Here is a 26,695-nt window from a genome sequence, read left to right as displayed (position 1 = left end):
GTCTGTATGTTTCGTCAGCGAATGCGCACGATGCTGGTCATGCGGTCGATGTAGCTCTGCCTGTCGTTGAACATCAGTGGCCGCAGCGGCGTCACCGACACTTCGTTGAGCTTGACCCGGCGCATGGCGCCGCCATCGCGGTAGCTGAGTCCCTGGGTGTCGTGGATCACGTACGGCTCGCCGTCGATGCGGCCCAGCATCATCATCACGTGCCCCGGGATGTAGATCAGGTCGCCCACCTGGAGCTGCTCGACGGCGCGCTCGCGCACCTCGCGCCCGTCCTGCTCGGTGAACGCGGTATGGTCCAGCCCCGGGCTGACCGCCTGTGCGCTGGTATTGCGCGGCATCTGCACGCCCATGCTGCGGTAGACATCGGAGACGAAGCCGCTGCAGTCGCGCGCGTCGTAGGCATGGCCCCAGCCATAGCGCTCGCCGAGGAACTTGAAAGCCTGGCGGATCAGGTTGGCGCGGGTCAGCGGCAGGTAGTCCGCCGAGCTGTCGGTATGCTTCTGGAGCAAGGCCGGGCTGAAGGCCAGCGAGCCATCCGCCTGGCGGATCGGCAATTCGAGCGCATACGAACTATAGGCATGCTGGCCATTTACCGGCTGGTCCGGGGCCAGTCCCTGCGCAAGCGGCACGCGCACGCCCATGTCCAGCGCCAGCTGAGATACGCCCGGCTGCTCGCGCGTGTAGACCGTGCGCTCCACGGCACCGGTGATTACCCGGTATGGCGCCTGGTCGGCGTAGGCCAGCACCTGCTCGCGCGCGCCTTCCGCCACGGCGTCGCGCTCCACCCAGGCCGCGTAGCGCGGGCTCACCACGAACAGCCATCGGCCATCCGCGCTGGCGTGCACGATCGCCACCGGCGTGCCGGGGAACTCCGCCGTTTCCTGGAAGCGGTCGATGTCGGTGTCACCCTGGCGACTGAAGACGCGCAGCGCGGTCGGGAACGACCGCAGCGCGGCGCGGCGGACTACCAAGCCAAAGCGCGTCTTCTGTGCGTCCGGCACCTTGTCCAGCGCCAAGGCCGCCAGCTGTGCGTCGATCGTGGCCGCAGGCACCGGCTGGCCGGCTTCGTCATAGAGCGTTCGCGTCGGGCGCTTGGAGACATCGCCGATCCACTTGAGCACCTGCGCGCGGTCGATCGTCTTCGGCAACGCATGCAGGTCGTGCATGCTCGGATCGACCTTGAACAGGGTGGCGTTGCGCGCCGCGATGGCCTTGGTGTCCAGAACTACCGCATCCGCATCGGGCGCCTGCCTTATCCAGAACGCCGGGTTGAGCTGCGCCTGCTCCACTCCGATGACGCCCGACGGCGGCACCGCCAGCTTCGCAGCTTCGCGCGCGTGCAATGCGGAGCCATACGGAAGCAGCAGGAGCAGGCAGGCGGCGGCGAGTGGATGGCGCATGGTTCTTTTCCCGGTCAAAGCATTCTCACGAAGCGAGCATGGACAGCACCGAAGCCACCAGCAGCCCGAAGCCGGTCCCGAGGATATAGCCCAGCAGCGCCAGCAGGATGCCCACCGGCACTAGCGACCGTGCGTACGTCGCGGCCAGCACTGGGGTGGCGGCTACGCCGCCGATGTGGGCCAGCGAGGAGATGCCGCACAGATACAAATCGAAGCGGAACAACTTGGCGAACAGCGCCAGCAGCACCGCCTGGATCGCGATGATGCTCACGCCGCACAGCAGGTAGAGCGGCGCCCGGCCCATCCCCTCGAAGTTGCTCTGCGATGCCAGCACCGCCACCACGGCGATCAGCAGCGTGCTGGAGATCTTGCCGGCGCCGGGCAGTCGCGCCAGCGGCGTGTGCGCGGCGAGCAGCCCGAACGCGGTGGCGAGCAGGATGGTCCAGGTGGTCGGGCTGACCATGCCGGACGCAGGCAGCCGGTCGCCCAGCCACGCCGAACCGGCCGCCACCAACAGCGCCAGGCCCAGCCACAACAGCACGCTGTCGGCCGTCGGGCCGCTGTCGGCGCGGGTCTCGGCGACCACCAGTTCGGCGCTGGACGTCGCGCGCGTCCAGCGGTTGAACGCCGGCGCGAGCCGGGCCACCGAGAACAGCACCACCACCCACATCGAGTAACACAGCGCATCGGTGAGCAAGCTCATCGCCAGGTGCGTGTCCGACATGCCGATCGCCTGCTTCACCGCGATCATGTTCGCCGTGCCGCCCATCCAGCTGCCGCTGAGCGCGGCCAGCGGATGCCAGGCATCGCCGGGCAGCCAATGGCGGAACATCAGATAGGTCAGGACGAAGGCCGTGAACAGGCTCACCGAGGTGCAGGCGAACACCGCCAGCACGCGCGGCCCCAGCGCGAAGATCGCGCGCAGATCGCAATTGATCATCAGCAGGAATACCAGCGCCGGCACCATCCGCGTCACCAGGGTCGCCTGCGCGGCCTGGATTTCCTCGGTGTTGCGCCACAGGCCGGACACCGCCAGCGCCGTCACCAGCAGATAGGTGAGCACGATGGGCGGCAGCACGTTGAAGATCCGCCAGCCGAACTGCCTTTCCAGCGCGGGAAATGCCCCTGCCGCCAACAGCATCAGCGCCAGGTAAGGCCATACCGTCTGGATCATCGAACCCCCTCTCGTAGGCCTGCCCCGCCGCGACCTCCCCCGATCCCGGCACACGCCGGGCCGCACGCGGGCGATCCGGTCTTCTTGGAATAGCTAATTCCTGACAATTTCGATCAAAGCATAAATTATTGACCAGGGATTGCAAGCATGCTACACAGCGCTTTCAACAACTTCTTGCGGGGAGTGTTCGTAGTGAAAACGGCAGATTCGCCATACGTCGCTCCGACCGCCCCGCGCTTCTGCCGGACCGCCCTCGCACTGGCGCTCTGCGTGGCGAGCCTCGCCCCGGCCATGGCCGACACCAAGGCATCGCCCAACCTGGGCCAGACTATCGCCCAGATCGATGCCGGCCGGTTCAAGGATGCGGACGCCGCCATCGACCACGCCCTCGCGCAACCCGGCCTCACGCCGCAGGCGCGCGAGGACTGGCTGTTCCAGCGCGAACGGATGCGCCGCATCCTGCTCGATTTCACGCTCGACGAAACGACGGTAAAGGCACGCGTCCGCAAGCAGATTCCCGACCTCACCGATGCCGAATTCGCGCGCTGGAACGCCGCCGACCTGTTCGAACACCAGACCATCGACGGCCGCACGCTCTACTTCAAGCGTTCGCCGGGGAATCTGTTCCGCCTCAGCGCCGAAGCGCGCGACCGGCGCAAGGACAAGACCCCGCTCACCGACGGCCCGATGGAGTCGCTCAACGACTACCACCGCCAGGTACGCGCCGCCGCACTGGCCGAACACAAGAACAGCGTGCTTCCGCATCGCGTTCGCATGACGCAGACAGTCACGGTCGACGCCGGTGCGGTGCCGCCGGGCGAGACGGTGCGCGCCTGGATTCCGTATCCACAGGAACTGCCGGGGCAGCAGGATGACGTGCGCTACGTCGCCAGCGTGCCGGCCAAGCATGAGATCGCGCCGGCCTCCGCGCCGATGCGCACGGTGTACCTGGAGCAGCCGGCTGCCAAAGCCGGCGAGAAGACCGTGTTCTCGGTGACCTACGAGGTCACGCTTTCCGCCCAGTACCGCGAGATCGACCCGGACAAGGTCACCGCCGCGCGCATCACGCCGGAACTGGCGCCTTATGTCGCCGAACGCGCTCCGCATGTCGTGTTCACCGACGATCTGCGCAAGTTTTCCAAGGAAGCGGTGGGCGAGGAGAAGAACCCCTACCGCATCGTGCAGAAGCTGTTCGCCGCGGTCGACCGCATTCCGTGGGCCGGCGCGCGCGAGTACTCCACCATCAGCAACATCAGCGATTACACGCTGCACGCGGGCCACGGCGACTGCGGACAGCAGACGCTGTTGCTGATCACGCTGCTGCGCCTCAACGGCATCCCGGCGCGCTGGCAGTCCGGCATGGTGTTCGCCGACAACGGCTACGACAACATCCACGATTGGGGCCAGGTCTACCTCGCGCCTTACGGGTGGGTGCCAATGGACGTCACCACCGGCCAGCTGCATTCCGCCTCGGCGGCCGATGCGCCGCTGCAATGGTTCTACCTCGGCGGACTGGACGCCTGGCGCATCGCTTTCAACAGCGACTTCGGCCAGCCCTTCACGCCGCCCAAGCAGCATTTCCGCTCCGACAACGTCGACTCGCAACGCGGCGAGGTCGAATGGAAGGGTGGCAATTTGTATTTCAACCAGTGGGATTACCACTTCGAGTGGCAACTGCTGCCGGATGCGCGGGGGCGCGCCGGGAGCTAGCAGGCTTTTTCCGCACACGCATCGACATCACGTTGGGGAGACGGGGAGATGGGGGAGATGAGCAGTCGATATCTGCGCAAGACCGCGCTATGTCTGAGCCTTGGCATGGCTTTCGCGCTGCCGGCCTGGCAGTCGCACGCCGCCAACAATGACGGCACCATCGTGGGCCGCACGCAGCCCGGCGCAGTGGTGACCGTGCGCGATCCGGCCACAGGCCTGTCGCGCACCACCACGGCCGACGAAAAGGGCAACTACCGCATTCCGTTCCTGCCGGTGGGCAAGTACGTGCTGGAAAGCCGCAAGGACGGCAACCTCACCACGCAGCCGGCGGAAGTCACGGTCACCCTGGGTAACGCCACCACCGTGAACCTGGGCGTGAAGGAACTCGAAGGGGTCAGCGTCAGCGCCACCAGCGTGATCACCGCCGTGGACGTCTCGTCCACGGAGTCCGCCGTCAATATCAGCCGCGAGGAGCTGCGCCGCCTGCCGGTGGACCAGAACATCGCTTCGGTCGCCCTGCTCGCCCCGGGCGTCAACAAAGGCAACGCCAGCTTCGGCGGCCTCACCTTCGGCGGCTCGTCGATCGCGGAGAACGCGATCTACGTGAACGGCCTGAACGTCACCGACTTCTACAACCGCAACGGCTACTCGGAAGCGCCGTTCGCCTTCTATCAGGAATTCCAGGTCAAGACCGGTGGCTATTCCGTCGAATTCGGCCGCACCACCGGCGGCGTGATCAATGCCGTCGCGCGCTCCGGCACCAACCAGTTCAAGTGGGGCACCGAACTGACCATGGAGCCCGGCGCCTGGCACGCCAGGCCCAAGAATCGCTATGACGCCGAAGGCAACCGCTACCTCGCCTCCAGCGAGGACCGCGATTCGTTGATGAAGACCAACGTCTACGCGTCCGGCCCCATCGTGAAGGACAAGCTGTTCTTCTTCGCCATGTACGAGGCGCGCGGCAGCTCGCCACGCAACACCAGCGACGATGGCACCACCTTCACCAGCAACGGCGCCCACAACGGCTTCTGGGGCACCACGATCGATTGGCACATCAACGACAACAATCTGCTGTCGTTGATGGCGTTCTCTGACAAGAACAAGAACACCGGCGACGTCTACGACTACGACTTCGACACCCGTACGCTCGGTGCCAGAACCAACAAGATCTTCACCGACACCGGCGGCAAGAACTGGGCGCTGACCTATACCAACTACCTCACCGACGACCTCTCGATGAAGCTGCTGTACGGCAGCAACAAGCGCAACGCCTTCACCCGTTCGTTGAGCGACATCGAATGCAACCGCGTCGCGGCCGAAACCAAGGTCACCAACGCCGTGCCCGTGCCAGGCGGCGTACCCCTGGGCTGCACCACCAACTCCACCGTCGAGAAGCGCGACGACACCCGCAAAGAGGCACGCGCCGATTTCGAGTGGAAGCTCGGCGACCACTTGGTGCGCTTCGGCTACGACCACGAGAAGGACACGTCGATCTACCAGCGCCATTACACCGGCCCCGGCGCGCTCTACTACAACGTCTACTACGCCACCCCCGGCTCGACCATCAACAACACCGGCGGTGTGCTGCCGGCCGGCTACACGGCCTACGTACGTGCCCGCCGCTATGAGATCGCCGGCACCTTCGAGACCACCAATTCGGCTTATTACCTCGAGGACAGCTGGCAGATCACGCCGACTTTCCTGCTCAACGCCGGCATCCGCAACGACGGCTTCGACAACAAGGCCGCCGACGGCACCAGCTACATCAAGATGAAGAACATGTGGGCGCCGCGCTTCGGCTTCTCCTGGGACATCAAGGGCGACGGCACCACCAAGCTGTTCGGCAACCTGGGCCGCTACTTCCTGCCGGTGGCCAACGTGATCAACATCAAGCAGGCCGGCGGCCTGCTCGATCAGCGCACCTACTACGCCTTCGACGGCTGGCAGATCATGGATCGCAACGGCACGCAGTACGCGATCCCGAAGCTCGGTCCGCAGCTGGGCGGCGTGGACGTGTCGCAGGGCGACGGCAAGGTCGGCGACCTGCGCTCGCAGGTAGACCACGACATGGACCAGGTCTTCCAGGACGAAGCCATCCTCGGCTTCCAGCAGATGCTGGACAAGAGCTGGTCATGGGGCGTCAGCGCGACCTACCGCCGTCTGCACAACGCCATCGACGACATGGAGATCAGCGCCACCGGCAAGTGCGGCGGCGATGGCTACATCGGCTGGGTGATGGGCAACCCCGGCAAAAAGGCCACCGTGTGGGGCGACACCAACTGCGACGGCGTCGCCGACGGCTGGGTCACCGTGGACACGGCGAAGGAAGGCTGGGCCATGTACGACGCCGACGGCAACTACCTGGGCCAGCGCGGCTGGGTGAAGCCCAAGCGCACCTACACGGCCTTGGAACTCCAGGTCGACCGTGCATGGGACAACAAGTGGGCCTTCAACGCCTCCTACACGTTGTCCTGGAACCGCGGCAACGCCGAAGGCCCGGTCAACTCCGACACCAACTTCGACGACACCGGCCGCACGGAGAACTTCGACGACCCATGGGTGAACTACGGCGGTGAAGGCTACCTGCCGAACGATCACCGCCACCAGCTCAAACTGCGCGGCACCTATGCACTCACTCCGAACTGGCAGTTCGGCGGCGATCTCACCGTACTGTCGGGCGGTCCCGTTACGGGCTTTGGCGTCGGCAACCCGTTCGATGCGACGAACTATCACAGTTACTACATCTGCGTCGCGAACTGCTCGTCCGACCGCTCGGAAGACCGCGTCTACGAGCGCTCCCCGCGCGGCAAGTACGGCACCATGCCGTGGACCTACAACCTCGGCGCCAGCGTGACCTACCTGCGCTCGCTGGGTGACACGGGCCAGCTGCGCGTGAAGTTCGCCGTATACAACCTGTTCAACCAGCAGCGCACAGTGGCCGTGGACCAGGATCTGCAGACATCGATCAGCAACGACACCAATCCCACCTTCCGCCAGCCGCTGCGCTTCCAGGCGCCGCGCTTCGCACAGCTGACGGTGTCAGTGGATTTCTGATAGATGTACTCCCCAAGGCGGCCCGCGGGATTTCGGGCCGCCTTTTTTTCGTGCGGCGTTCTGGCGTGTCGTCTTCCGTTCTCCGGCTTGTCCAACGTTGTCCCGCGAAAGAGCATCGCCAGTTGCGGGGGACCCTGTCGGCTGCAGCGGCAGAGGATGCGGGCGGCGCGAGGCGGTACGCTCCGCCCAGCACCTGGTTCCGTCCCTTCCTTGTGGAGAAGGGCTTACGTTGAGGCTCTCATGCAACACACCGCTACGCTTGCCGCAGGCGATACGCTCCACCCCGACGCCCTGTTCGACGGCGTCGACCTGCGCCGTCTCGCCGAGCGCATCCCCACGCCGTTCCACGCCTATTCGGCCAACGCGATCCGCGCGCGCATCGCCGGCCTGCAGGACGCCTTGCACGGACTGGATGCCACGCTTTGCTACGCCATCAAGGCCAACAGCAACGTCGCCATTCTGCAACTGATGGCTGAAGCGGGCGTCGGTGCGGACATCGTCTCTTCCGGCGAGCTGTGGCGCGCGCTGCACGCCGGGATTCCGGCCGAACGCATCGTGTTCTCTGGCGTCGGCAAGACCGCGGGCGAGATCGCCGAGGCGCTCGCCGCGGGCATCCAGCGTTTCAATCTCGAATCGGCGGACGAGCTGGACATGCTCCAGACGCTCGCCGAGGAACTCGGCACCACTGCACGCGCCGCCGTGCGCATCAATCCCGACGTGGACGCGCAGACGCATGCCAAGATCTCCACCGGCAAGGCGGAGAACAAGTTCGGCGTGAGCATCGACGAAGCGCGGCGCTGGTTCGCCGGGTCGGCGCGCTTTCCCAACGTACGGCTGGATGGACTGCACGTGCACATCGGCTCGCAGATCCTCAGCGTCGAGCCGTTCCGCCTGGCGCTCGCGCGCGTGGCTGCGTTCTGGCGCGAACTGGAGAACGCCGGCCACGCCATCGCCAGCATCGACGTCGGCGGCGGGCTCGGCGTGCGCTATCGCGAAGGACAGGCGCCGATCGCGCCGGCGGATTACGGCCAGGCCATCCGCGACGCCCTGGCCGGCTTTCGCGGCCGCATCCTGCTGGAGCCTGGACGCTATTTGGTGGCCGAAGCCGGCGTATTGCTGACACGCGTGGTGCGCGTCAAGCAAGGCGAGCGGCGCCGCTTCCTGGTGCTGGACGCGGCGATGAACGACCTGCTGCGCCCCAGCCTGTACGACGCCTGGCACGACATCGTCGCCCTGGTGGGCGAGCCCCGCCCGCGGCACCGCTACGACGTGGTCGGCCCGGTCTGCGAAACGGGCGACACCTTCGCTGTCGATCGCGAGCTGCCGGAGCTGCGCGCGGGCGACCTGGTGCTGATCCGCACCACCGGCGCCTACGGCGCGGCCATGGCCTCTACCTACAACTCGCGCCCCCTGGCCGCCGAGGTGCTGCTCGACAGCGGACGGCATGCCATAGTGCGGCGCAGGCAGAGTTTCGAAGAGATGGTCGCCGGCGAGCAGCCGGCCCGCGACTGGGAAACCGCATGAAGGCTTGGCCTCACCTGAGCGCGTTGGCGCTGCCCTTGCTCCTGTGGACCGGCACCGCCGCCGCGGCGCAGGATCCGCCCGTCACCATCGACACCCACGTCGACATCCCGCTGGCCTACATGCGCGAGCCGCGCTTCGACGCCGGCAAGGACACGCCGCTGCAAGTCGACCTGGGCAAGATGGAGCGCGGCGGCCTGAATGCCGTGTTCTTCGTGATCTATGTGGAACAGGGCCCGCTGGACGCAAAGGGCTACGCCAAGGCCGTCGCGCAGGCGAAGCGCAAGTACGAGGACATCCATTTGCTGGTGCAGCGCTATCCGCAGCGCATCCGCCTTGCCACCACGCCGGCGCAAGTCCTGGCCAACCGCAAAGACGGCGTGCTGTCGGCCATGATCGGCATCGAGAACGGCTACTCGCTCGGCCACGATCTGAAGAACCTCGACTGGGCCTTCGCGCAGGGCGCGCGCTACATCGGCCTCACCCACGTCGGCCACAACGACCTGTGCACCAGCTCCATGCCAACCGCCGACCTCGGCGACCCGCCGCTCAGCGATGCCGGCCTCAGCGAGTTCGGCCGCCAGGTGGTGGAGCGTGCCAACCGGCTGGGCATCATGGTCGACATCTCGCACAGCTCGGACGCTTGCGTGCGCGATGTGCTTAAGCTTTCCAGGGCCCCGATCATCGCCTCGCACTCCGGCGCCCACGCCCTGGTGAATCACCCGCGCAACCTGCCGGACGACCTGCTGCGCGCGATCGCGGCCAAGGGTGGCGTGATCCAGGCCGTCGCGTACAAGGGTTTCCTCAAACTCGATCCGGGCCGCGAACTTGCCGAGAAGGCACTGCAGGCGCAGGTGGCGAAGCGGGCGGGCGACAAGCAGTACGACAGCGAGAAGCACGATTTCTTGCCGGCATACGTCGAGGGCATGCGCCGCATCGATGCGGCGTTCCCTCTCCCCACATTGGACGATTACGTCGCGCAGATCCGCCATATGGTGGAGGTCGCCGGCATCGACCACGTGGGTATTGCCTCGGATTTCGATGGCGGCGGCGGCATCGATGGCTGGCGCGATGCCGGCCAGACCCGCAACGTCACCGCGGCGCTGCGCCGTGCGGGCTTCAGCGATGCGGACATCGCCAAGCTCTGGGGCGGCAACCTGCTGCGCGTGTGGGGGGACGTGGAGCGAGCGGCCGATGCGACGCCTCGCTAGCGCCCTCGCGGCCCTTCTGGCGCTCGTCGCCGGCACGGCGGGAGCGCAGACACCGAAGGAACGCTTCGATCCACTGATCGATGCGGTGGTGGCGCGCTACCACCTGCCCGGCATCGCCGTCGGCGTGATCGAGCACGGCGAAGTCGTCTACCGGCGCACCGCCGGCGAGCTCGCGCTCGGCTCGGGCCAGCCGGTGACGCCCGACGCGCTGTTCAAGATCGCCTCCAACAGCAAGGCCATGACCGCCACCCTGCTCGCCCGCCTGGTGCAGCAGGGCAAGCTGCGCTGGGACGACCCGGTGAAGCGCTGGCTGCCGGCGTTCCGCATGTACGACCCCTGGGTGACGGAACACATGCAGGTAGGCGATCTGCTCACCCATCGCAGCGGCCTGGGCGAAGGCGCCGGCGACTTGATGCTGTGGCCGGAGCCGAACGCCTTCACCCGCCAGGACATCGTCGCCGCGCTCGCCTACCTCAAGCCGCGCTACAGCTTCCGCGCCGGCTACGCCTACGACAACCTGCTGTACGTCGTGGCCGGCGAAGTCGCGGCTGCGGCCGGCGGCGCTCCTTACGAGACCCTGCTTCGTCGTGAGGTGTTCGAGCCGCTCGGGCTATCGCGTTGCCAGGTCGGCACGTGGCGGCGCGATGCGCTCGCGCCGGTGGCCGTGCCGCATGCGCGCGGCGATAAGGGCTACGAACCGCGGGTACCTGCTGACCCGATGGTGCGCCCCACCACGATGGAAGCCGCCGGCGGCGTGCAATGCAGCCTGGATGACATGCTGGCCTGGGCGCGCCAGTGGCTGGCACCGACGCCCGCCCAGCTGGCGTGGCTGCCCCAGGCGCAGCGCGACAAGCTGTGGACGCCTTACACCCCGATGCCGATCTCCGCGCAGCGCCGCGCCTGGGACGGTACCCGCCTGTACGCCTACGGCTATGGCTGGCGTATCGCCGACGTCGACGGCGCGCTGACCGTGTCGCACACGGGCACGCTCTCGGGCATGTACTCAGCGCTCTATCTGCTGCCGGACCGTGGCGACGGTTTCGTCGTGCTGATCAACGGCGACGCGGAAGAAGCTCGCACCGTGCTGATCGAGGTGCTGCTCAAGCAGTTCACCGCGCCGGACAAGGCGCGCAGCGTCGCCGCCTACGCCGACGAACTGGCCGCCAAGGAAAGCCACCGCCATGCGTCACGCGTGCCGGACACGTCCCGCCGCCAGCCGGCCACCGGCAAGGAACTGGCCGGCCTGCTCGGGGTATGGCGCGACCCGTGGTTCGGCGAAATCCGCCTGTGCCCCCGTGACAACGGCGTAGCCTTCGAGTCCGCCAAGTCGCCGCGGCTGCGCGGGCCGGTGATGCGCGTGGGCGGGGAATTTCTCGTGCAATGGGAGCACGGCGATGCCGAGGCATGGCTGCATGCGCCCACCAGCAAGCTCGGCAATCTGCACATGAGCAAGGTCGATCCCGATGCCGATTTCAGCTACGACTTCGAAGATCTCGCATTCAAGCGCATGCGCGACTGCGATTAGCCGCCTGGCGCTGCCGGTCGCCATTCTGCTGGGCGGCTGCGCCGCGCCGGCGGAAAAGCCACCGGTCGCCACCGGCACGTTGGCGCAGGCGAACTTGGTGGACATCCGCAGCCTCGCGCCCGATATCGCCGAAGACATCAAGTACGCCGGTAGCGACAACTTCGTCGGCACGCCCGTCGACGGCTACGAAGCGGCCAAGTGCTATCTGCTGCGGCCTGCCGCGGAGGCGCTCGCCGGCGTGGAACGCAGCCTGCGCACCGATCACCGGCGCCTGCTGCTGTGGGACTGCTACCGGCCCGCCCGTGCCGTGCGCCATTTCGTGCGCTGGGGCGGCGACCTCGCCGACCAGCGCACCAAGGCTACGCACTATCCCCATCTCGACAAGCGCGTACTGCTCGGCGACTACATTGCTCCACGCTCGGGTCACAGCCGCGGCGCAACGATGGATCTGACCCTGCTGCAATGCGACGCGCACGACGAGCATTGCACACCATTGGACATGGGCACGCCCTTCGACTACTTCGATCCGCGCGCCAACACCGACTCGACGGATGTCACCCCGGCGCAGCGCGCCAACCGCGACCTGCTCCGCACGGCGATGAAGCGCGGCGGCTTCCGCAACTACCCATTCGAATGGTGGCACTACACGCTGGATCCGGAGCCCACACCGGACACCTATTACGACCTGCCGATCCGCTGAGGTTCGCTATGCGCCTTGCCTTCTTTCTTCTTTGCAGCCTGCTCGCATTCTTTTCCGCCGGAGTGCGGGCCGACGATGCGGACACGCTGATGAAGCGCTACGAGGGCAAGGTGCCCGGCGCCTCTCTGCTCGTGTTGAAGGACGGCAAGCCCGTGCTGCGGAAGGCCTACGGCTATGCGGACCTCGAAACCGGCGTCGCCGCCACGCCCGCCACCAATTATCGACTGGCTTCCATCAGCAAGCAGTTCACTGCGGCGGCGATTCTGCTGCTGGCGGAAGACGGCAAGTTGAAACTCAGCGATTCGGTGAGGCATTGGCTGCCGTCGCTTCCGGCAAGTGACGCGAACATCACCATCCACCATCTGCTCTCGCATGGCTCCGGCCTCATCGACTACGAGGACCTGATCCCGCCCGGCACCACCCGGCAGCTCGACGATGGCGACGTGCTGCGCATGCTTTCTGCCGAGACACGCACCTACTTTCCTGCCGGCACGAGCTATCGCTACAGCAATAGCGGCTACGTGCTGCTCGGCCTGATCGTGGAACGCGCCTCTGGCCAACGCCTGCCGGACTTCCTGCGCAAGCGCATCTTCCAGCCGCTGCACATGGACCACACCATGCTGCGCGAACCGAAGGGTCCACAGCCCACGCATCGCGCGTACGGCTATAGCGAGCAGGATGGCCACTGGCTCCGCACCGACCAGGACCTCACCAGCGCCACGCGCGGCGATGGCGGGATCTACTCGTCGATCGACGACCTGGCGAAGTGGGATGCCGCGCTCTATGACGACCGCCTCCTGAGCGACGAATCACGCCGCCTGGCGTTCGCCGCGCAGAACAAAGTGACCGGCGAAACGGATGTGGATGCCTATGGCTACGGCTGGCGCATCCACGGCGACGTGCTGTGGCACTCGGGGGAGAGCATCGGCTTTCGCAATGTCATCGTGCGATGGCCGAAGCAGGGGGTGACGGTGATGCTGTTGAGTAATCGTAATGAGCCGGAGCCGTATGGATTGGCGAAGGAGATAGGCGAGGCTTATCTCAAACCTTGAGGTCTCTCCGATGCCCCATGCTCTCGCAGAGCTGCCTGGCTTGGCTCTGATGCGCAAGGGCTTCGAGCGCCCTTTTCGCCTTGTCCAATCGATCAGCGAACTAACATTTCCGATCATTCTCCGCGTTTCCTCCACATCGCCAGCTTGCGATGCGAATCACGCTACGTGCATCCTAGTCCCCAAGACACTGGCCTCACCGCACACGGTGGCTAAGATCGCCAGCGAGACAGTGAGTCGAACGTCGCAAAGGATGGGACATGCAGAACAGGGATAATCGCTTTGCAACTCGTGGCATCTTGCGCCGGCTCGGCACGATGCGCAGCGAGGCCGCGCCAGACGGGCGGCCGGGCCGGATCGATCCGCCCCCGGGACACCCTGAGCACGCCGCTGCATTTCAAACGGTACGACTTCCTGGCCATCTGCTACGACACGCTCGAATGCAGCGTCAGCTACAACGGCGGCTATCAGGCACGCCAAGCCCCCCCGGCGCCGCCCCCGCCCCGAAGGTTTGGAGCCGGAGTTACTAATGCAGTTTTCGCAACAACACGGTTCTGGCCTGAAGCCGGATCTATTAGAGTGGTTCGTATGCTGAAACTTGCCCTTTTAGGTAGTAGTGGCCGCTCACTGAAATACGCTGCCACCATCCTCACCTTTGCGCTTACAGGATGCTTGACGATGACGCATTCGAATCCAGCCAGCCCGACCCATCTCCCCACTCCGTGGCCGCTGACATTCAAAGAGCATAGTTTTGGATCGCATTGCTACAACACATTGCGTTGCAGCGTCATCTACGACAATTACGACTTCACCAGGCTGGACGCGGACCGGCCTTCCGGACCGCCGCCCTCTCCGGACTACCGGGACAAATGGAAGAATGCCTCTTACCTGGGAGCCAGGAACTTCCCCTCCCCGGCGGAAGTGAAGTGGACGTCACTAGATGGAGCTGAGCACGAAGCATTCATTGATATCGGCTCCATCTTCAAAGATGAAAAAGTCCTTCATCACGTTGAGCAGAGCAACATTCCCGATGGTTGGGGCCTGAACATCCGACCGAGCATCTATATCGAGGTCAATGACAGAACCGTCAGCGTGCTGATGCGAGCGCATATCGCCACAAAGGACTTCCGTACTCCTGGAAATCCTGACAGTAACTATCGCAGAGAAACGATCGTCGCCTGGAGCAAGACTTACTAAGGAGGGCAGCAGGGATGAGCGACGAAAAGCACAAGCAGGGATCGGATGGCATCCTCGAAGATGGAGTCAACTACTACCCGGCTGATTCGAAACGTCTGCAGACCTATACGGATGCTGGAAGTGCCTTGGCAAACTTCCAAGCTCCCGTACTGATACACAGCGACAATCCACACCAGAAACTCTTCATCGCAGCCTTTGACGGCACGGGAAACGACAAGAACAAGGACCCGGAGCACGCCACCAATGTCGCAAAGATCAACGATCTGGTGGAACGCCTCGGCGACGACCGTATCCAAGTAGGCTACGTCGCAGGCCCTGGCACTCAGGACTATCTCATTCCGCGCCTGTGGGACGGCATGACAGGCGCAACGTACGACCGGCGCCTCGAGCAGATGTACAGCAGGCTCGTCGAGCAGGCCAAGGAGTGGCGGGACGCTGACCCCAACGTCGACATAAGTATTGCCAACATGGGATTCAGTCGCGGCGCAGAACAGGCTGCGGGTTTTGCTCGACTGGTGCACGAACGAGGGATCGTCGATCCGACCAGCGAACAGGTGACCATCGATGCGCAAGGCCGTGAAAGACTCTCCTACTCTCGCTATCTCGTCGCCCCAGGCCAGACCCCGCAAGTCGAAGCCCTCTTCGACGCCGTCAACACCGGCCGCCCCGAAGATCGCGACCGCCGCCCGCCTCCCTCGGTGATTTCCGGCTTCCAAATCATCGCCGAAGACGAACGCCGCAATAAGTTCAAGTCCGACCACATCATCGATCCCGGCCTCTCGCCGGATGGACGATTCCTTGGGGTTACCGTGGCTGGTGCGCATTCGGACATCGGTGGCAGCTATCACCGCGATGGGCTGGGGATACGCAGTGGCAACCTGATGATCGATTACCTCAACGCCCTGAGCGACAAGCCATTCCTGCAGAAAGGCATGGAGCCCGATGATCCGCGCCTCAACGTGGTTCATCGCTCCGAGGAAGGCATGCTGCTTTACCGCATCGATCGCAAGGTGGACCGGACCACGCCGGATGGCTACAACGAGCTGCTGGTGCCACGTAACGATCGGAACAAGGTGTCCGATCCTTATAACGCCGAGCCCCGTGACGAAGCATTGAGCGCCCAGTTCGAGCGACAGCCGGTACGCCGCGGTGCTCAGACCCAAGGTCTCTTGGACACGCCTGCGCATCCGATTACGGTCGGCAGTTCCACCAACGACATGTTCGAGACGCTCTGCGCCGCGGCGGCGAACAAGAACGATGCCGCGTCCAAGCAGGTCGCCCAGGCTTACGCCCAATCGCCGGAAGGTCAGGCTCTCCTCGCCCAAGGCCAGCAGGCGAATCAGCAGCTGGCCGCCCAGGAACGCCAGGCGCAGGAGGCGAGTCTGCATGCACAGCAGCAGGCGCAGGCACCACAGCAGGCCCAGGGGCCGGCGATGCATCGCTGAGCATCATGGAGGCGAACATGACCCAGGACGATATCAAGGCCATGGCGGTGAAGCTGTCGATGCTCGTCGACAGCTTCGAGACGCGTGGCGACAAGGTCGTGCAGCAGAACGCGCAGGCGGCGGAGACGATCCGCATGGCCGCGCAGAACGTCAGCCAGGTCACCCAGCAGGTGTCCAGCCGCGCGGTGGAAGAGTTCCGGCAGGCGGCCGGCGCCACGCTCAGCCAGGGGTTGCGCGCGCCGCTGGCGCAGGCGGAGAAGGAACTGGAGTCCGCGATGCTCGACGTGCGCAATGCCGCCGCCGATCTGCAGCGGCGCATCAGCGTGGCCGGGAACCTGCATACGGCGACCGCCTGGAAGGCGTTCGTCGCCTGTGCCATCGGTTCGCTCGCGGTGATGGGCGCGGCGGTCTACGCGACCATGCAGGCGCGCACCGAAGTAGTGAACGCGAAGTGGGCCGGGCAGATCAACGCTGCCATTGCCAATGGCAATCTCGCCCCCTGCGGGGACGGCATCTGCGCGCGCGTGGACGGCAAGCGCTGGGTGAGGCTGGACCAGGCGCAGGAATCACGCCGCTGAGCAGGCAGGCACCGGGCAAAGGCCCGGACGCCTGAAGAAGCCTAGGGCGTCGGCGCCAGCAACGAGGAAGGCATGGCCAGGACGTTTGCCGTATAGCTCTCCACCACGAGACTGAAAGGCCGGTTGTCCCCATCGACCAAGACCGCGCGGTGCTGCAGCACGTGCGGCGGAATATCCAGCGGGCGATGCGTAGCCGCAGGCAGCGACACGCCCGCATCCCAGCCAGCCGGCAGTGGCGACCACAGCAGCTCCGCGGCCAGGGTCTGGCGGCGGAAGTGCAGCGGCTGCACCACTTTGCCGAACGGCGTGTCGCTTTCGTCTAGCTCGCGGTTCATCGCCTCCGTCAGCCGCGAGGGCACGTACCAGTTGTCCGCTTCGGACAGCACCAGACCGCCGCAGACCAGTTGCACCTGGCGATAGCGGACCGGCTCTTCGGCCGCGATGCCCAGCTGCTCGCGCGCGCTTTCCGGCAGCGGCTTGTCCGCGCCCTTGACGACGCGTGCCACCACCTTGGCGTCATGGGCCAGGTGGTGCGTGCCGCACCAGCGCTCCAGCGTGAGCGTGGCGCTGGGATGGCTCAGCAGGTCGGCGTTGAGCGATTGCAGCATCGCCATGGCCTTCATGCGGCTGTACGGGTCGTCCGGCCAGCGCGTGTCCACCGGCTCGCGCGCGGAGGCGGTCAGCGAATACAGCAGCGGCAGCGCGACGATGCCGTAGCGCGTAATCGATGGATTCACGATACGTTCCCTTGTCTTCCCTTCCGGCGTCAGAGGCCCTTGGCCGCTTGCGCCACCGCGCGGAACAGCGCGCGGCCCTTGTTCATGGTCTCTTCCCACTCGGCGGTGGGGTCGGAGTCGTACACGATGCCGGCGCCGGCCTGCACGTGCAAGCGGCCGTCCTGGATCACCGCGGTGCGGATGGCGATGGCCGTGTCCGCGTCGCCCCACCAGCCGATCCAGCCGATCGCGCCGGCATAGATGTTGCGCTTGTAGGGTTCAAGCTCCTGGATGATCTCCAGCGCGCGGATCTTCGGCGCGCCGCTGAGCGTGCCCGCCGGGAACGTGGCCTTGAGCACGTCCATGTAATTGACGCCCTCGCGCACCTTGCCCTCGACCTGCGACACGATGTGCATGACGTGCGAGTAGCGCTCCACGACGAACGACTCGCTCACCTCGACGCTGCCCGTCTCGCTGATCCGGCCGATGTCGTTGCGGCCCAGGTCGATCAGCATGACGTGCTCGGCGCGTTCCTTGGGGTCGGCGAGCAGCTCGGTTTCCAGCGCGCGGTCTTCGTCCTCCGTGGCGCCCCGCTTGCGCGTGCCGGCGAGCGGGCGCACCACTACCTTGCCGTCCTTCAGGCGCGCGAGAATCTCGGGCGAGGAGCCGACGATCTGCGTGTCGCCCAGATCGACGAAATACATGTACGGCGAAGGATTGAGCGCGCGCAGCGCGCGATAGACGTCCACCGGGCGCGCATTGAACCCCACGCTCAGTCGTTGCGACGGCACCACCTGGAAGATATCGCCCGCGCGGATGTATTCCTTCGCGCGCTCCACCATCGCCTCGAACTCCTCCTTGGTGAAGGAGGATTTGAAATCGCCCTCGTCCAACGCCACCGACTGCGTGAGCTGCGGGTACGAGGCACCGCCCTGGCGCAGGCGGTACACCAGTGCGTCGAGGCGACGCTGCGCTTCGGCATAGGCATGCGGCTGCGACGGATCGGCGTGCACGATCAGGTACAGGCGGCCCTTGAGGTTGTCGAATACCGCGACTTCCTCGGCCAGCATCAGCAGCACGTCCGGCGTGCCCAGCTCGTCGGCGCGGTCCCAGCGCGCCAGGCGCGGCTCGATGTAGCCGATGGTCTCGAAGCCGAAATAACCCACCAGGCCGCCGCTGAAGGCGGGCAGCTGCGGCAGGCGCGGTACGTCGTACTGCTGGCGAAGCTTCTCGATTTCGCCGAGCGGATCCTCGACCCGGCGGCGCGCGGTGACTTCGCCGCTGTCTTCCACTTCCAGTTCGTGGCCGCGCAGCCGGTACACGCGGCGCGCAGGCAGGCCGATGATCGAATAGCGTCCCCACGTGGCGCCGCCCTCGACGGACTCGAACAGGAAGGTATACGGGCCGTCGGCGAGTTTGAGGTACACCGACAGCGGCGTGTCGAGGTCGGAGAACACCTCGCGCACCAGCGGAATGCGCGTGTGCCCCTGGGCGGCCAGCGCGTCGAATTGCTCTCGAGAGATCACGTCGTGGGGATCCGGGAAGCCATGCGGAAAGCGTGCAAGGCGGCCATTGTAGGCACAGCGGCCCGGCGAACCGAAGGGGCCGCCCGCCCGCGCTTGTGGCATCCCCGCGCGGCGCCTACCCTTGGGCGCATCGGCGCGGCATCCGGCGCCCGGGGAACCGATATGGACCAGTACTGCCTCGTGCTCACCGGCCGCCTGCTGCAGGGGCAGGATCCGGAGGCCGCGCACGCACGCATGGCCGAAGCCTTCGGCATGGAAGGCGCGGATTTCCGCAAACGCGTGTTCGAGCGCGCGCCGCTGCTTATCCGCCGCGGTCTGGATGCCGGCGCCGCGGAAGCGCAGGCCGCGCAGCTGGAGGCCATGGGCGTAGAGGCACATGCCGTGCCGGACGATGCTCCGCTGGTATGGCTGCTGCGGGACGGGCAGATCCGCGGCCCGCTGCCCGAATCCGCGCTGGCGCGCTATGCCGAGGCAGGCGACCAGTGGTGCCACGATGGCGGACAGCAATGGTTCCCGTGGACACCGTCGGCAGCGAACGTCGGGCTGCCACCGCCGCTTCCCGTCGAAGGCCCGCACCGCACGCCGGAACCGGCCACGCCGCCCCCCACGCGCCGGCCCCTGCCCGGCTGGGCGATCGGCGCGGCCGTACTCGCCGTGCTGAGTCTGGCCTGGCACGTCCTCGCACCGCTCGCGCTGCTGATCGCCCTGATCACGCTGCTGGCGCTGATGCGGCGGCCCGGCGCGCCCGGACGCGCCTGGGCGGTGGCGGCTCTGCTAGTCGGCGCGGTAGGCCTGGCGATGTGGCTGCAGCGTCCGCTGGGCCCGCCGGCGCCGGCCGTCGCCCAGCCTTATGTGCCGCGTCCGCTGCAGCCGCTGGAGTTCGCCGACGAAGACGAGGACGCCCCCATCAACAGCGCGGACGCCGGCCATTGCGTGGCCGCGGCGCCCTCCCCGCGCGGCGACGAAGACCGTTTCCTGCTGACCGGTGGCCAGCGCCTGCTGACCGGCCGCGCGCAGCGCAAGGGCGACACCTACGTCGCCGAAGCGGCCGCAAGCTTCGACCGCGCCTGCCAGCCGGAGAGTCTGCAGCTCTACGTATTCCGCGGCGGCGTGTTCGTCGGCACCGCGCTCGAGAGCGCGGTGAGCGCGGCCAGCGCGAAACTCGCGGACTTCCAGTTGAACGACGACCAGCACCTGAGCGTCACGCTGGTGCCCTGCAAGGGAGACACGTGCGGCACGCCATCCATACGGCAGGTGGAAGTCTTGCATGGCGCGGGCGGGTGGATGGTGCAGCGCTGATCCGCCCTGGTCCCACTCGCGACACGCACGGCGGAACGGGCGTGTGATCTAGGGACAGGCGAAAGCATCTTCGCTCTTTCAGGCCCCGAGAAGTCCCATGCCTGCCGCGTTCTTCCCCACTAGACGACGAGTTCGTTCGCCGCGGGAGGTCACAGCCGCTGGCGCGGCATGCCCTGCAGGCGCAGCGTGAAAGCCACGCCGCTGCCGTCTTCCAGATTCCGCGCCGACGCCAGGCCATGATGACGCTCGGCCACCAGGCGCACGACGTAGAGCCCCAGCCCCAGATGCGGCACATCGCCAGGCCGGGCCTTGTCGCGCAGGCTTACCAGCGAATCGAACAGGCGCCCCTGCATGGCGGCCGGCAGCGGCTCGCCCTGATTGGCCAGTTCGATCTCTGCACCGTCGCCGGAAGCGCGCAGGCTCAGCCGCATCCAGCCGTCCTCGGGAGTGAACGACAAGGCGTTGTCGAACAGCTTGTCCAATGCCTGGGCGATCAGCTCCGGCGCACAGTGCAGGCGTAGCGGCCCTTCCGGCAGCACACACTCCAGATGGCGCGTGCCGGCCAATGGACGGTAGGCCTCGGCGCAGCCGCGCACGACTTCTGCGAGATCCACGTCTTCCGGCTCCGCCGCGGCGATGGCCCGCTCCATGCGGCTGGCCTCGCTCATTGCGCGCACCAGCGTGCCCAGTCGGGCCACGCCATCGCGCGCGCGCGCCAGGTAGGGTGCGGCGTCGGGCGGCAGCGCATCGCGATCGGCCAGCGAGTGCTCGAGGTTGTCCAACGAAGATTTGACGATCGCCAGCGGCGTATTGAGTTCATGCGAAAGCTTGGAGGCCAGCGTGCGCAGATAGTCGGTATAACCGCCGACCACCTCGAATAGCCGCTCGAAGCTGCGCGCGAGGTCACCGATCTCGTCCTGCGCATCGGTCATCGGGAAGCGCGCCAGCATCTGGCCGTCCAGACGGCCGTCGTTGGCCTGGGCGCGTTCGGCCGCATCGCGCAGGCGCGAAAGGCGGAAGCTCAGGCGCGTGGCGAAGGCCAGCAGGATCGTGCCGGCCACCAGCAGCACGCCGAAGCTGGTGGCCAGCAAGCCCAGCAGGGCGCGGTTCGCCAGCAGCGGTACCGCCCGGCTGGACTGCTCCAGCAACAGCACGCCCTGCACCTTGCCGCCTTGCTGCACCGGCACGGCGGCAGCGAGCACCACGCTGCCGCGCGCCTCGCCCTGCCGCCAGAGCGTTGCCGGTTCGCCGCCCGCGGCTTCGTTCACCTCGCGCACGTCCAGCCGCGGGGCATCGTCCGTCCACGGCTCGGCATCCTCCAATTGATTGGCCAGCAGCGAGCGATAGACCAGGGACGCGAACCAGCCCGGCTGTCCGCCGGCCGGCGCCGCGGTATTGCCCAGGCGGCCGCTGCGCGCCAGCAGCCAGCCCTGCGGGGCGAGCACGCGGGCGCGTACGTCATCGGGCGCGAGCTGTGCCAGTTCCCTGGAGAGCCCGGCGGAATAGCCCAGCAGCGGGCGGATCTCGGCGGCCTGCGGGTCTGCGTCGGGCGCCGCGGCGTCGTAGACGCCGATGCCCAGCCCGTCGAGGCCGAGGCTGCGCGGCAGGCGCAGTTCCACGCGATAACCGCTGCCGTCTTCCTGCCACTGCGCGACGACGAGTTCCGGAAAGCCCGATGCAGGGGGATCCAGCGGACGCGCCGTGACCGGTCCCGGCGCCGCACTGGCCAGCAGATAGCGGCGGAGCTGACCGTCCTTGCGCAGCCCGAGCACCAGATGGTCCGCCGCCAGCGCGTTGGCATCCGCCGCGTCGGCACGCGTGCGGTGGGTGCTGCGTACATCGACGTAGAGATAGAGCCAGTCCTTGTCCTCGGCCAGCAGCAGCTTGCCGCGCTTGCCCAGGGATTGGCTCCACGGGGTGAGCGGGGCCCAGTCGTCGCCGTAGCCGTCCACCGTGATCGGATTGGCCGCCTGTTGCACGTACCAGCCCGGTCCGGGCGACGGCAACGGCGCATGCGTCGCCACCAGGCTGCGCGCCACCGCACGCGCCGATGCGGCGAGGGCCTGCGCCTGTCCTTCGCGCAGCAGTGTCTCCATCTGCCGCACGTACAGCCAGCCGGCCACGGGCAGGGCCAGCGTGCAGAGGGCGACGAGCAGAAGCTTGCGGCGGAGAGTCATGCAGAGTGGGTGCGGGAAGGCAGGAGCCAAGCATAGCGGCCGCCAACGCCAGGCCGCGCGCGTTGAACGGGCACGGCGCCGCCGTGTCGGAGCGACGCTTCTTCAGCTCCGCTGGCGCTCAGGGACGCCAGCGGTAACCCACGCCGTGCACCGTCTCGATCGCGTCGAAGTCCGGCGCCACGGCGATGAACTTCTTGCGGATGCGCTTGATGTGCGAGGTGATCGTGGCGTCATCCACCACCAGCTCGGCTTCGCGCATCAGCTGGTCGCGGTTCTTCACGTGGCCGGGGAAGCGCACCAGGGTGTGGACCATCCAGAATTCGGTGACGGTGAGCGGGATTTCCTCATCGTTCCAGGTGATCCGCATGCGCTCGGATTCGAGCTTGAGCGGGCCGTGCTCGATCACCGTCTCGCTGGAGGCCGGCGCCTTCATCGATTCGATGCGGCGGAACAGCGCCGCGATGCGCGCCGCCAGCTGGTGCAGGCTGGTGTCCTTGCTGAGGTAATCGTCCGCGCCCAGGCGCAGGCCGGAGATCACGTCGAAGTCGGAATCGCGCGCGGTAAGGAAGATGATCGGCAGCGTCGCCGACTTGGCGCGCAGCTCGCGGCACAAGTCGAAGCCGCCTTCCGGCTCGTCGCCCAGGCCGATGTCGATGATCACCAGCTCGGGCAGGCGCATGGCGAATGCGCTCGAGGCCTCCTGGCGCGAGCCATAGCCGCGCGTGTCGTAGCCGAAGCGGTTGAGCGCCTCGACGTAGTTGGCGCGGATCAACGGTTCGTCTTCGACGATGGCGATGCTGCGGCCCATGGGGCGGTTCTCCTGAGGCGATGGCGCGCAGCGTGCTATGCGGGCCATCGCCGCGCAAGGCTGGTGCTCTTCATGCCCGCGTTTTGCCAGATGGCGCCCTGTCGGCGCCTTTGGCCCAGGATCACTTCGCCGGCGTCACCGGTTCGAGCTGGCCCACGCTCACATGGCCGCTCCAGCCGTCGAACAGGCTATCGGCGTAGACATCGATCTTCTTCGCCGCCAGGGTGACGCTGGAGGAGCCGATGCAATCCGGGCCACCCACGCCTTCGGACCGCACCACCTGGCCGACGTTTATGCCGGCGATGCAGGCTCGCGCGCCGTAGATTTCGTTGCGAACCAGCTCCCAGCGCTCGTGCCGGTACCGCCGCTCAGCGCGATGCGCCGCGTGTTCGTCGCCGTACTTCGGGCGCATGGACTGCCAGAGGGCTTGCGCACGCGCCTGCTCTTCCGGGCCGGCTTTGTCCCAGGCGGACTTGAAGATGGCCACATACGCCGGATCCCGCCGTTCCGCCGCCAGCCCGAGCCACGCCAATCCCAGCGGACGGTTCAGCGGCATCGCGTCGCCCTTGAAGTAGCCGACGCCGAGCGTCAGCTGCGCCGGCTTGCTGCCCCAGGCCGCGGCCAGTTCCAGCATTTCCCGGCCGCGGCCGTCGTTATGGCGCGCCAGGTCGCGGGCGCCGACACAGTAGTAGTAGACGCCCGGCACGAACCGTTCCAGACCGGGCGGGCATGGCATGTTCGCCGCCTCTTCCAGCGAACTGGCCTGCGGATCGTCGCCGCCGGCGCCGGCCGGCGCCAGGGGCAAGGCTGCGATGGAACAGGACCACGCCGCGAGAACGGCGGCGATCCCAACCTTCATTGCATAGGCGTGCATGCTGGCTCTCCTTTCCTTGAGAACAGTTCGCGGCGCCGATGGGCGGCGAGGCGTTGCGGACTATAAACCTCTGCCCAAGCACGCACTGCCACCGTTTCGCCATGAGTTGACCGAAAGGCGGCTCAAGGCAGACCGGTTGCACACTCCCGCCGGCAGTCCCATAGGCGCCACTGCAACCGGACCACTGCCATGACCCAGCCCGTCAAGACCGACCTCGATCCCAACGCCGAACTGCGTGACTTCGAACCCCTGCGCGTGGTGCTCGCCCTGGGCGCCCTGCTGCTGGGCCTGGTAATGAGCATCCACTAGCCGCGAAAGACCGTCCTCTGTGAGCTGCCGTGGAAGGCATGGGGCGACCGGCGCGAAGGGAATCGCGCCGGCCGCCAGGGCAAGGACGCCGCCCTGACCGCTGGCCGCTCGCTTGCCGTGCCCCTCCGTCCCTCGGACGGCGAGTTCCGCCCCGCGCCCTCGCGGGGCTTTTTTGTCCGCAGGAAATAACGGCGGTCAGGCAGGAACCAAATGGGGAATGATCTGTCAGAACTTGCGGCGGCACCCGAATCCATTGCCGTGGAACACGCAGGAGCGGCGGGTGCAGCCAGCGTGGTCTCCTCTAAACGTCGTTCCGACGTCTTATCCCGGCGCTTCCCCTGCGCCGGGATTTTTATTTCCGGGTTTTATCCAGCCAGCGCTTACTTGGCGAGCTGGGCGTGCATCGCCTGGATCACCGCACCGTAGTCCGGCGCATTGAAGATGGCCGAGCCCGCCACGAAGGTGTCCGCGCCCGCGGCGCCGATCGCGCCGATGTTGTCGGCGGTGACGCCGCCGTCGATCTCCAGCCGGATCGTCCGGCCGCTCTCGTCGATGCGCCGGCGCACCTCGCGCAGCTTCTCCAGCGCGTGCGGGATGAACTTCTGCCCGCCGAAGCCCGGGTTGACGGACATGATCAGCACCAGGTCGAGCTTGTCCAGCACATGGTCCAGCCAATTCAGCGGCGTGGCCGGGTTGAACACCAGGCCGGCCTGGCAGCCGGCGTCCTTGATCAGGCCGATGGTGCGATCCACGTGCTCGCTCGCTTCGGGGTGGAAGCTGATCACGCTCGCGCCCGCCTTGGCGAAGTCCGGCACGATGCGGTCCACCGGCTTGACCATCAGATGCACGTCGATCGGCGCCGTGACGCCGTAATCGCGCAGCGCCTTGAGCACCATCGGCCCGATGGTCAGGTTGGGCACGTAATGGTTGTCCATCACGTCGAAATGCACCCAGTCCGCGCCGGCGGCCAGGGCCTTGGCGGTGTCTTCGCCGAGGCGGGCGAAGTCGGCGGAAAGAATCGAAGGGGCGATGACGTTGGGTTGTTTCATGGGAGATGAAATCCGATAGGACCGAAAAAAGCCTAGCAGCCGCGAAGCCTAGGACTCGCCGATACGCCGAAGCCGGCGGCACAGGCCCAGCGGAGCTGCAGGGAGGCGACCGCCTCTGCGCTCACTTGAAGCCTCGTTCCGCCTTGATCCGCTCGTATGCCGCGTTGATCTCGCTGGCCCGCGCCTCGGCACGCTTGCGCATGTCCTCGGGCAGGTCGCCCAGGCGGTCGGGATGGTGCTCGGAAATCAGTTTGCGGTAGGCGCGCTTCACGGCGCGATCGTCCGCGCTTCGCTCGATGCCGAGCACGGTATACGGATCCGGCCCGCTGGCGTTGCGCTGCGGCGGGACGTAGCCGCCGCCATGGCCGTTGCCGTAACCCTGGCCGCGGTAACCGGCGCCGGCGTTCCAGGCATAGCCCTTCATCGCCATCAGCGCCATCAGCTCCATGTCGCTCACGCGCAGCGCGAAGGCGAGCTGGCGCAGGATGGCCATCTTTTCCGGCGGCGGATTGCCCTCGGCCAGCACGGTATCGATCACCACGTCCAGCACGGGAAAGGCATGGTCGCGGCGTACGCCGACCCACTGGCGCAGCCCGTCGATCGCCGGGGTGACGTCGAATTCGGGCTGCTTGCCGGCATTGAAGGCACCGATCGCCTGCTGGCGCTGCTCCGGGTCCAGGCCCATGCGCGACATCAGCCGCTCGGCGATGGCGATTTCCGCCTCCGACACGCGGCCGTCCGACTTGGCCACCGCGCCGAGCAGCGCGAACAGCGGCCCGATGTAGCCGCCCGCGGCCGGTGCCCGGCGGCGCTGGCTCTGGCGCATGCTGTCGATGACGAAGCCGAGCACGCCGCCGACCACCATGGCGGCACCGCTATGGCCGAACACCAGGCCCAGGAAGGCCAGCAGCAGGGTCCAGGATATGTTCATGGCTGGGCCTTGACCGGTGCCTGCTCGCTGTACCAGCGCGCCAGCTCGTCCAGGTCCGACTCGCTCACCGGGCCGATCGCGGCCTGCATGATGGGCGCCTTGCGCCGGCCGTCGCGGTACTGCCGCAGCGCCTCGCGCAGATAGTCGGCTTTCTGCCCGGCCAGATGGGGGGCGCCGGGGATCTGCGCGATGCCGGTCTCCCCATGGCAGGCCGCGCACAGGCCTAGCCGCGCGGGCTTGGCGGCGAAGGCGGACTGGCTGGCGAGTAAGACGAGTACCGCGGTCAGGACGATGCGCATCGGCAACACGTAAGGTGGTGGGCGGCAGGGTTAAAGGCGCCGATTCTAGCAGCCCCTTCGATGCGACCCGGCCATCCGGCGACCCGCGTCCCTCCGCCGCTACAATACCGGGCTCGCCCTCTCCCGCCCGTTCC

General features: G+C 66.8%; 21 protein-coding genes. 11 read left to right on the top strand and 10 right to left on the bottom strand.

All coding sequences use genetic code 11. The features are described from left to right. Positions 1 to 14: 14 nt before the first annotated feature. Together RKE25_RS04290 and RKE25_RS04285 are read right to left on the bottom strand one after the other, a co-directional pair. Positions 15 to 1,409: an SH3 domain-containing protein gene (locus RKE25_RS04290; protein ID WP_311841031.1), complete on the bottom strand. Its 1,395-nt coding sequence runs from the start codon at positions 1,407 to 1,409 to the stop codon at positions 15 to 17. Positions 1,410 to 1,434: 25 nt separating this feature from the next. Next, on the bottom strand, positions 1,435 to 2,583 hold the full coding sequence (locus RKE25_RS04285; protein WP_311841030.1) for a DUF819 family protein: 1,149 nt from the start codon (positions 2,581 to 2,583) through the stop codon (positions 1,435 to 1,437). A 291-nt stretch (positions 2,584 to 2,874) separates the two neighbouring features. Between RKE25_RS04285 and RKE25_RS04280 the strand changes: the two genes are divergently transcribed. From RKE25_RS04280 to RKE25_RS04235, 10 genes are all read left to right on the top strand, one after another. After that, a complete protein-coding gene (locus RKE25_RS04280; RefSeq protein WP_311842324.1) occupies positions 2,875 to 4,293 on the top strand; it encodes a transglutaminase domain-containing protein in 1,419 nt (472 codons plus the stop codon). Between the two features lie 57 nt (positions 4,294 to 4,350). Further along, positions 4,351 to 7,347 carry a carboxypeptidase regulatory-like domain-containing protein gene (locus RKE25_RS04275; protein WP_311841029.1) on the top strand — a complete coding sequence of 999 codons (2,997 nt, stop codon included), beginning with the start codon at positions 4,351 to 4,353 and terminating at the stop codon, positions 7,345 to 7,347. 240 nt (positions 7,348 to 7,587) lie between these two features. Then, the gene (gene lysA, locus RKE25_RS04270) at positions 7,588 to 8,871 is read left to right on the top strand and encodes a diaminopimelate decarboxylase (RefSeq protein ID WP_311841028.1); all 1,284 of its coding nucleotides are present in this window, start codon (positions 7,588 to 7,590) and stop codon (positions 8,869 to 8,871) included. Continuing rightward, complete coding sequence (locus RKE25_RS04265) at positions 8,868 to 10,079, top strand: dipeptidase (RefSeq protein ID WP_311841027.1); 1,212 nt, start codon at positions 8,868 to 8,870, stop codon at positions 10,077 to 10,079. The genes lysA and RKE25_RS04265 overlap by 4 nt, the downstream gene beginning before the upstream one ends. After that, entirely contained in the window at positions 10,063 to 11,604 is a 1,542-nt protein-coding gene (locus RKE25_RS04260) for a serine hydrolase domain-containing protein (protein ID WP_311841026.1), read from the top strand. The genes RKE25_RS04265 and RKE25_RS04260 overlap by 17 nt, the downstream gene beginning before the upstream one ends. Continuing rightward, positions 11,543 to 12,304, top strand: a complete 762-nt coding sequence (locus RKE25_RS04255) for a M15 family metallopeptidase (RefSeq protein WP_311841025.1) — start codon at positions 11,543 to 11,545, stop codon at positions 12,302 to 12,304. Before RKE25_RS04260 ends, RKE25_RS04255 begins: the two co-directional genes overlap by 62 nt. An 8-nt stretch (positions 12,305 to 12,312) precedes the next feature. Beyond that, positions 12,313 to 13,356 (top strand): serine hydrolase domain-containing protein, encoded by a 1,044-nt coding sequence (locus RKE25_RS04250; RefSeq protein ID WP_311841024.1) that lies wholly within the window; start codon positions 12,313 to 12,315, stop codon positions 13,354 to 13,356. 585 nt (positions 13,357 to 13,941) lie between these two features. Next, positions 13,942 to 14,550, top strand: coding sequence for a hypothetical protein (locus RKE25_RS04245; RefSeq protein WP_311841023.1), 609 nt, complete (start codon positions 13,942 to 13,944; stop codon positions 14,548 to 14,550). 14 nt (positions 14,551 to 14,564) lie between these two features. Further along, positions 14,565 to 15,995 (top strand): DUF2235 domain-containing protein, encoded by a 1,431-nt coding sequence (locus tag RKE25_RS04240; protein WP_311841022.1) that lies wholly within the window; start codon positions 14,565 to 14,567, stop codon positions 15,993 to 15,995. A 17-nt stretch (positions 15,996 to 16,012) separates the two neighbouring features. Continuing rightward, entirely contained in the window at positions 16,013 to 16,573 is a 561-nt protein-coding gene (locus RKE25_RS04235; RefSeq protein ID WP_311841021.1) for a hypothetical protein, read from the top strand. 41 nt (positions 16,574 to 16,614) lie between these two features. Here the strand turns inward: RKE25_RS04235 and RKE25_RS04230 are convergent, their stop codons facing one another. After that, a complete protein-coding gene (locus tag RKE25_RS04230) occupies positions 16,615 to 17,310 on the bottom strand; it encodes a hypothetical protein (protein WP_311841020.1) in 696 nt (231 codons plus the stop codon). Between the two features lie 29 nt (positions 17,311 to 17,339). Continuing rightward, positions 17,340 to 18,815, bottom strand: coding sequence for an anthranilate synthase component I (gene trpE / locus RKE25_RS04225; RefSeq protein WP_311841019.1), 1,476 nt, complete (start codon positions 18,813 to 18,815; stop codon positions 17,340 to 17,342). A 162-nt stretch (positions 18,816 to 18,977) separates the two neighbouring features. On the opposite strand from trpE, the gene RKE25_RS04220 reads away from it, so the two are divergent. Continuing rightward, the gene (locus tag RKE25_RS04220) at positions 18,978 to 20,114 is read left to right on the top strand and encodes a hypothetical protein (RefSeq protein ID WP_311841018.1); all 1,137 of its coding nucleotides are present in this window, start codon (positions 18,978 to 18,980) and stop codon (positions 20,112 to 20,114) included. Between the two features lie 149 nt (positions 20,115 to 20,263). Here the strand turns inward: RKE25_RS04220 and RKE25_RS04215 are convergent, their stop codons facing one another. The 6 genes from RKE25_RS04215 to RKE25_RS04190 form a co-directional block, all read right to left on the bottom strand. Beyond that, positions 20,264 to 22,291 carry an ATP-binding protein gene (locus RKE25_RS04215; protein ID WP_311841017.1) on the bottom strand — a complete coding sequence of 676 codons (2,028 nt, stop codon included), beginning with the start codon at positions 22,289 to 22,291 and terminating at the stop codon, positions 20,264 to 20,266. A gap of 118 nt (positions 22,292 to 22,409) precedes the next feature. Then, a complete protein-coding gene (gene pdsR / locus RKE25_RS04210) occupies positions 22,410 to 23,099 on the bottom strand; it encodes a proteobacterial dedicated sortase system response regulator (protein WP_311841016.1) in 690 nt (229 codons plus the stop codon). 121 nt (positions 23,100 to 23,220) lie between these two features. Beyond that, entirely contained in the window at positions 23,221 to 23,973 is a 753-nt protein-coding gene (locus tag RKE25_RS04205; RefSeq protein ID WP_311841015.1) for a hypothetical protein, read from the bottom strand. Positions 23,974 to 24,662: 689 nt separating this feature from the next. After that, on the bottom strand, positions 24,663 to 25,331 hold the full coding sequence (gene rpe / locus RKE25_RS04200) for a ribulose-phosphate 3-epimerase (RefSeq protein ID WP_311841014.1): 669 nt from the start codon (positions 25,329 to 25,331) through the stop codon (positions 24,663 to 24,665). 121 nt (positions 25,332 to 25,452) lie between these two features. After that, positions 25,453 to 26,262 (bottom strand): co-chaperone DjlA, encoded by an 810-nt coding sequence (djlA, locus tag RKE25_RS04195; RefSeq protein ID WP_311841013.1) that lies wholly within the window; start codon positions 26,260 to 26,262, stop codon positions 25,453 to 25,455. Next, positions 26,259 to 26,561: a c-type cytochrome gene (locus RKE25_RS04190; protein WP_311841012.1), complete on the bottom strand. Its 303-nt coding sequence runs from the start codon at positions 26,559 to 26,561 to the stop codon at positions 26,259 to 26,261. Before RKE25_RS04190 ends, djlA begins: the two co-directional genes overlap by 4 nt. Positions 26,562 to 26,695: the final 134 nt, after the last annotated feature.

The sequence above is a fragment of the Dyella sp. BiH032 genome (assembly GCF_031954525.1).
GTDB lineage: Bacteria > Pseudomonadota > Gammaproteobacteria > Xanthomonadales > Rhodanobacteraceae > Dyella_D.
Note: the sequence above shows the minus strand (reverse complement) of the source record. Positions and strands in the feature narration are given on the sequence as shown.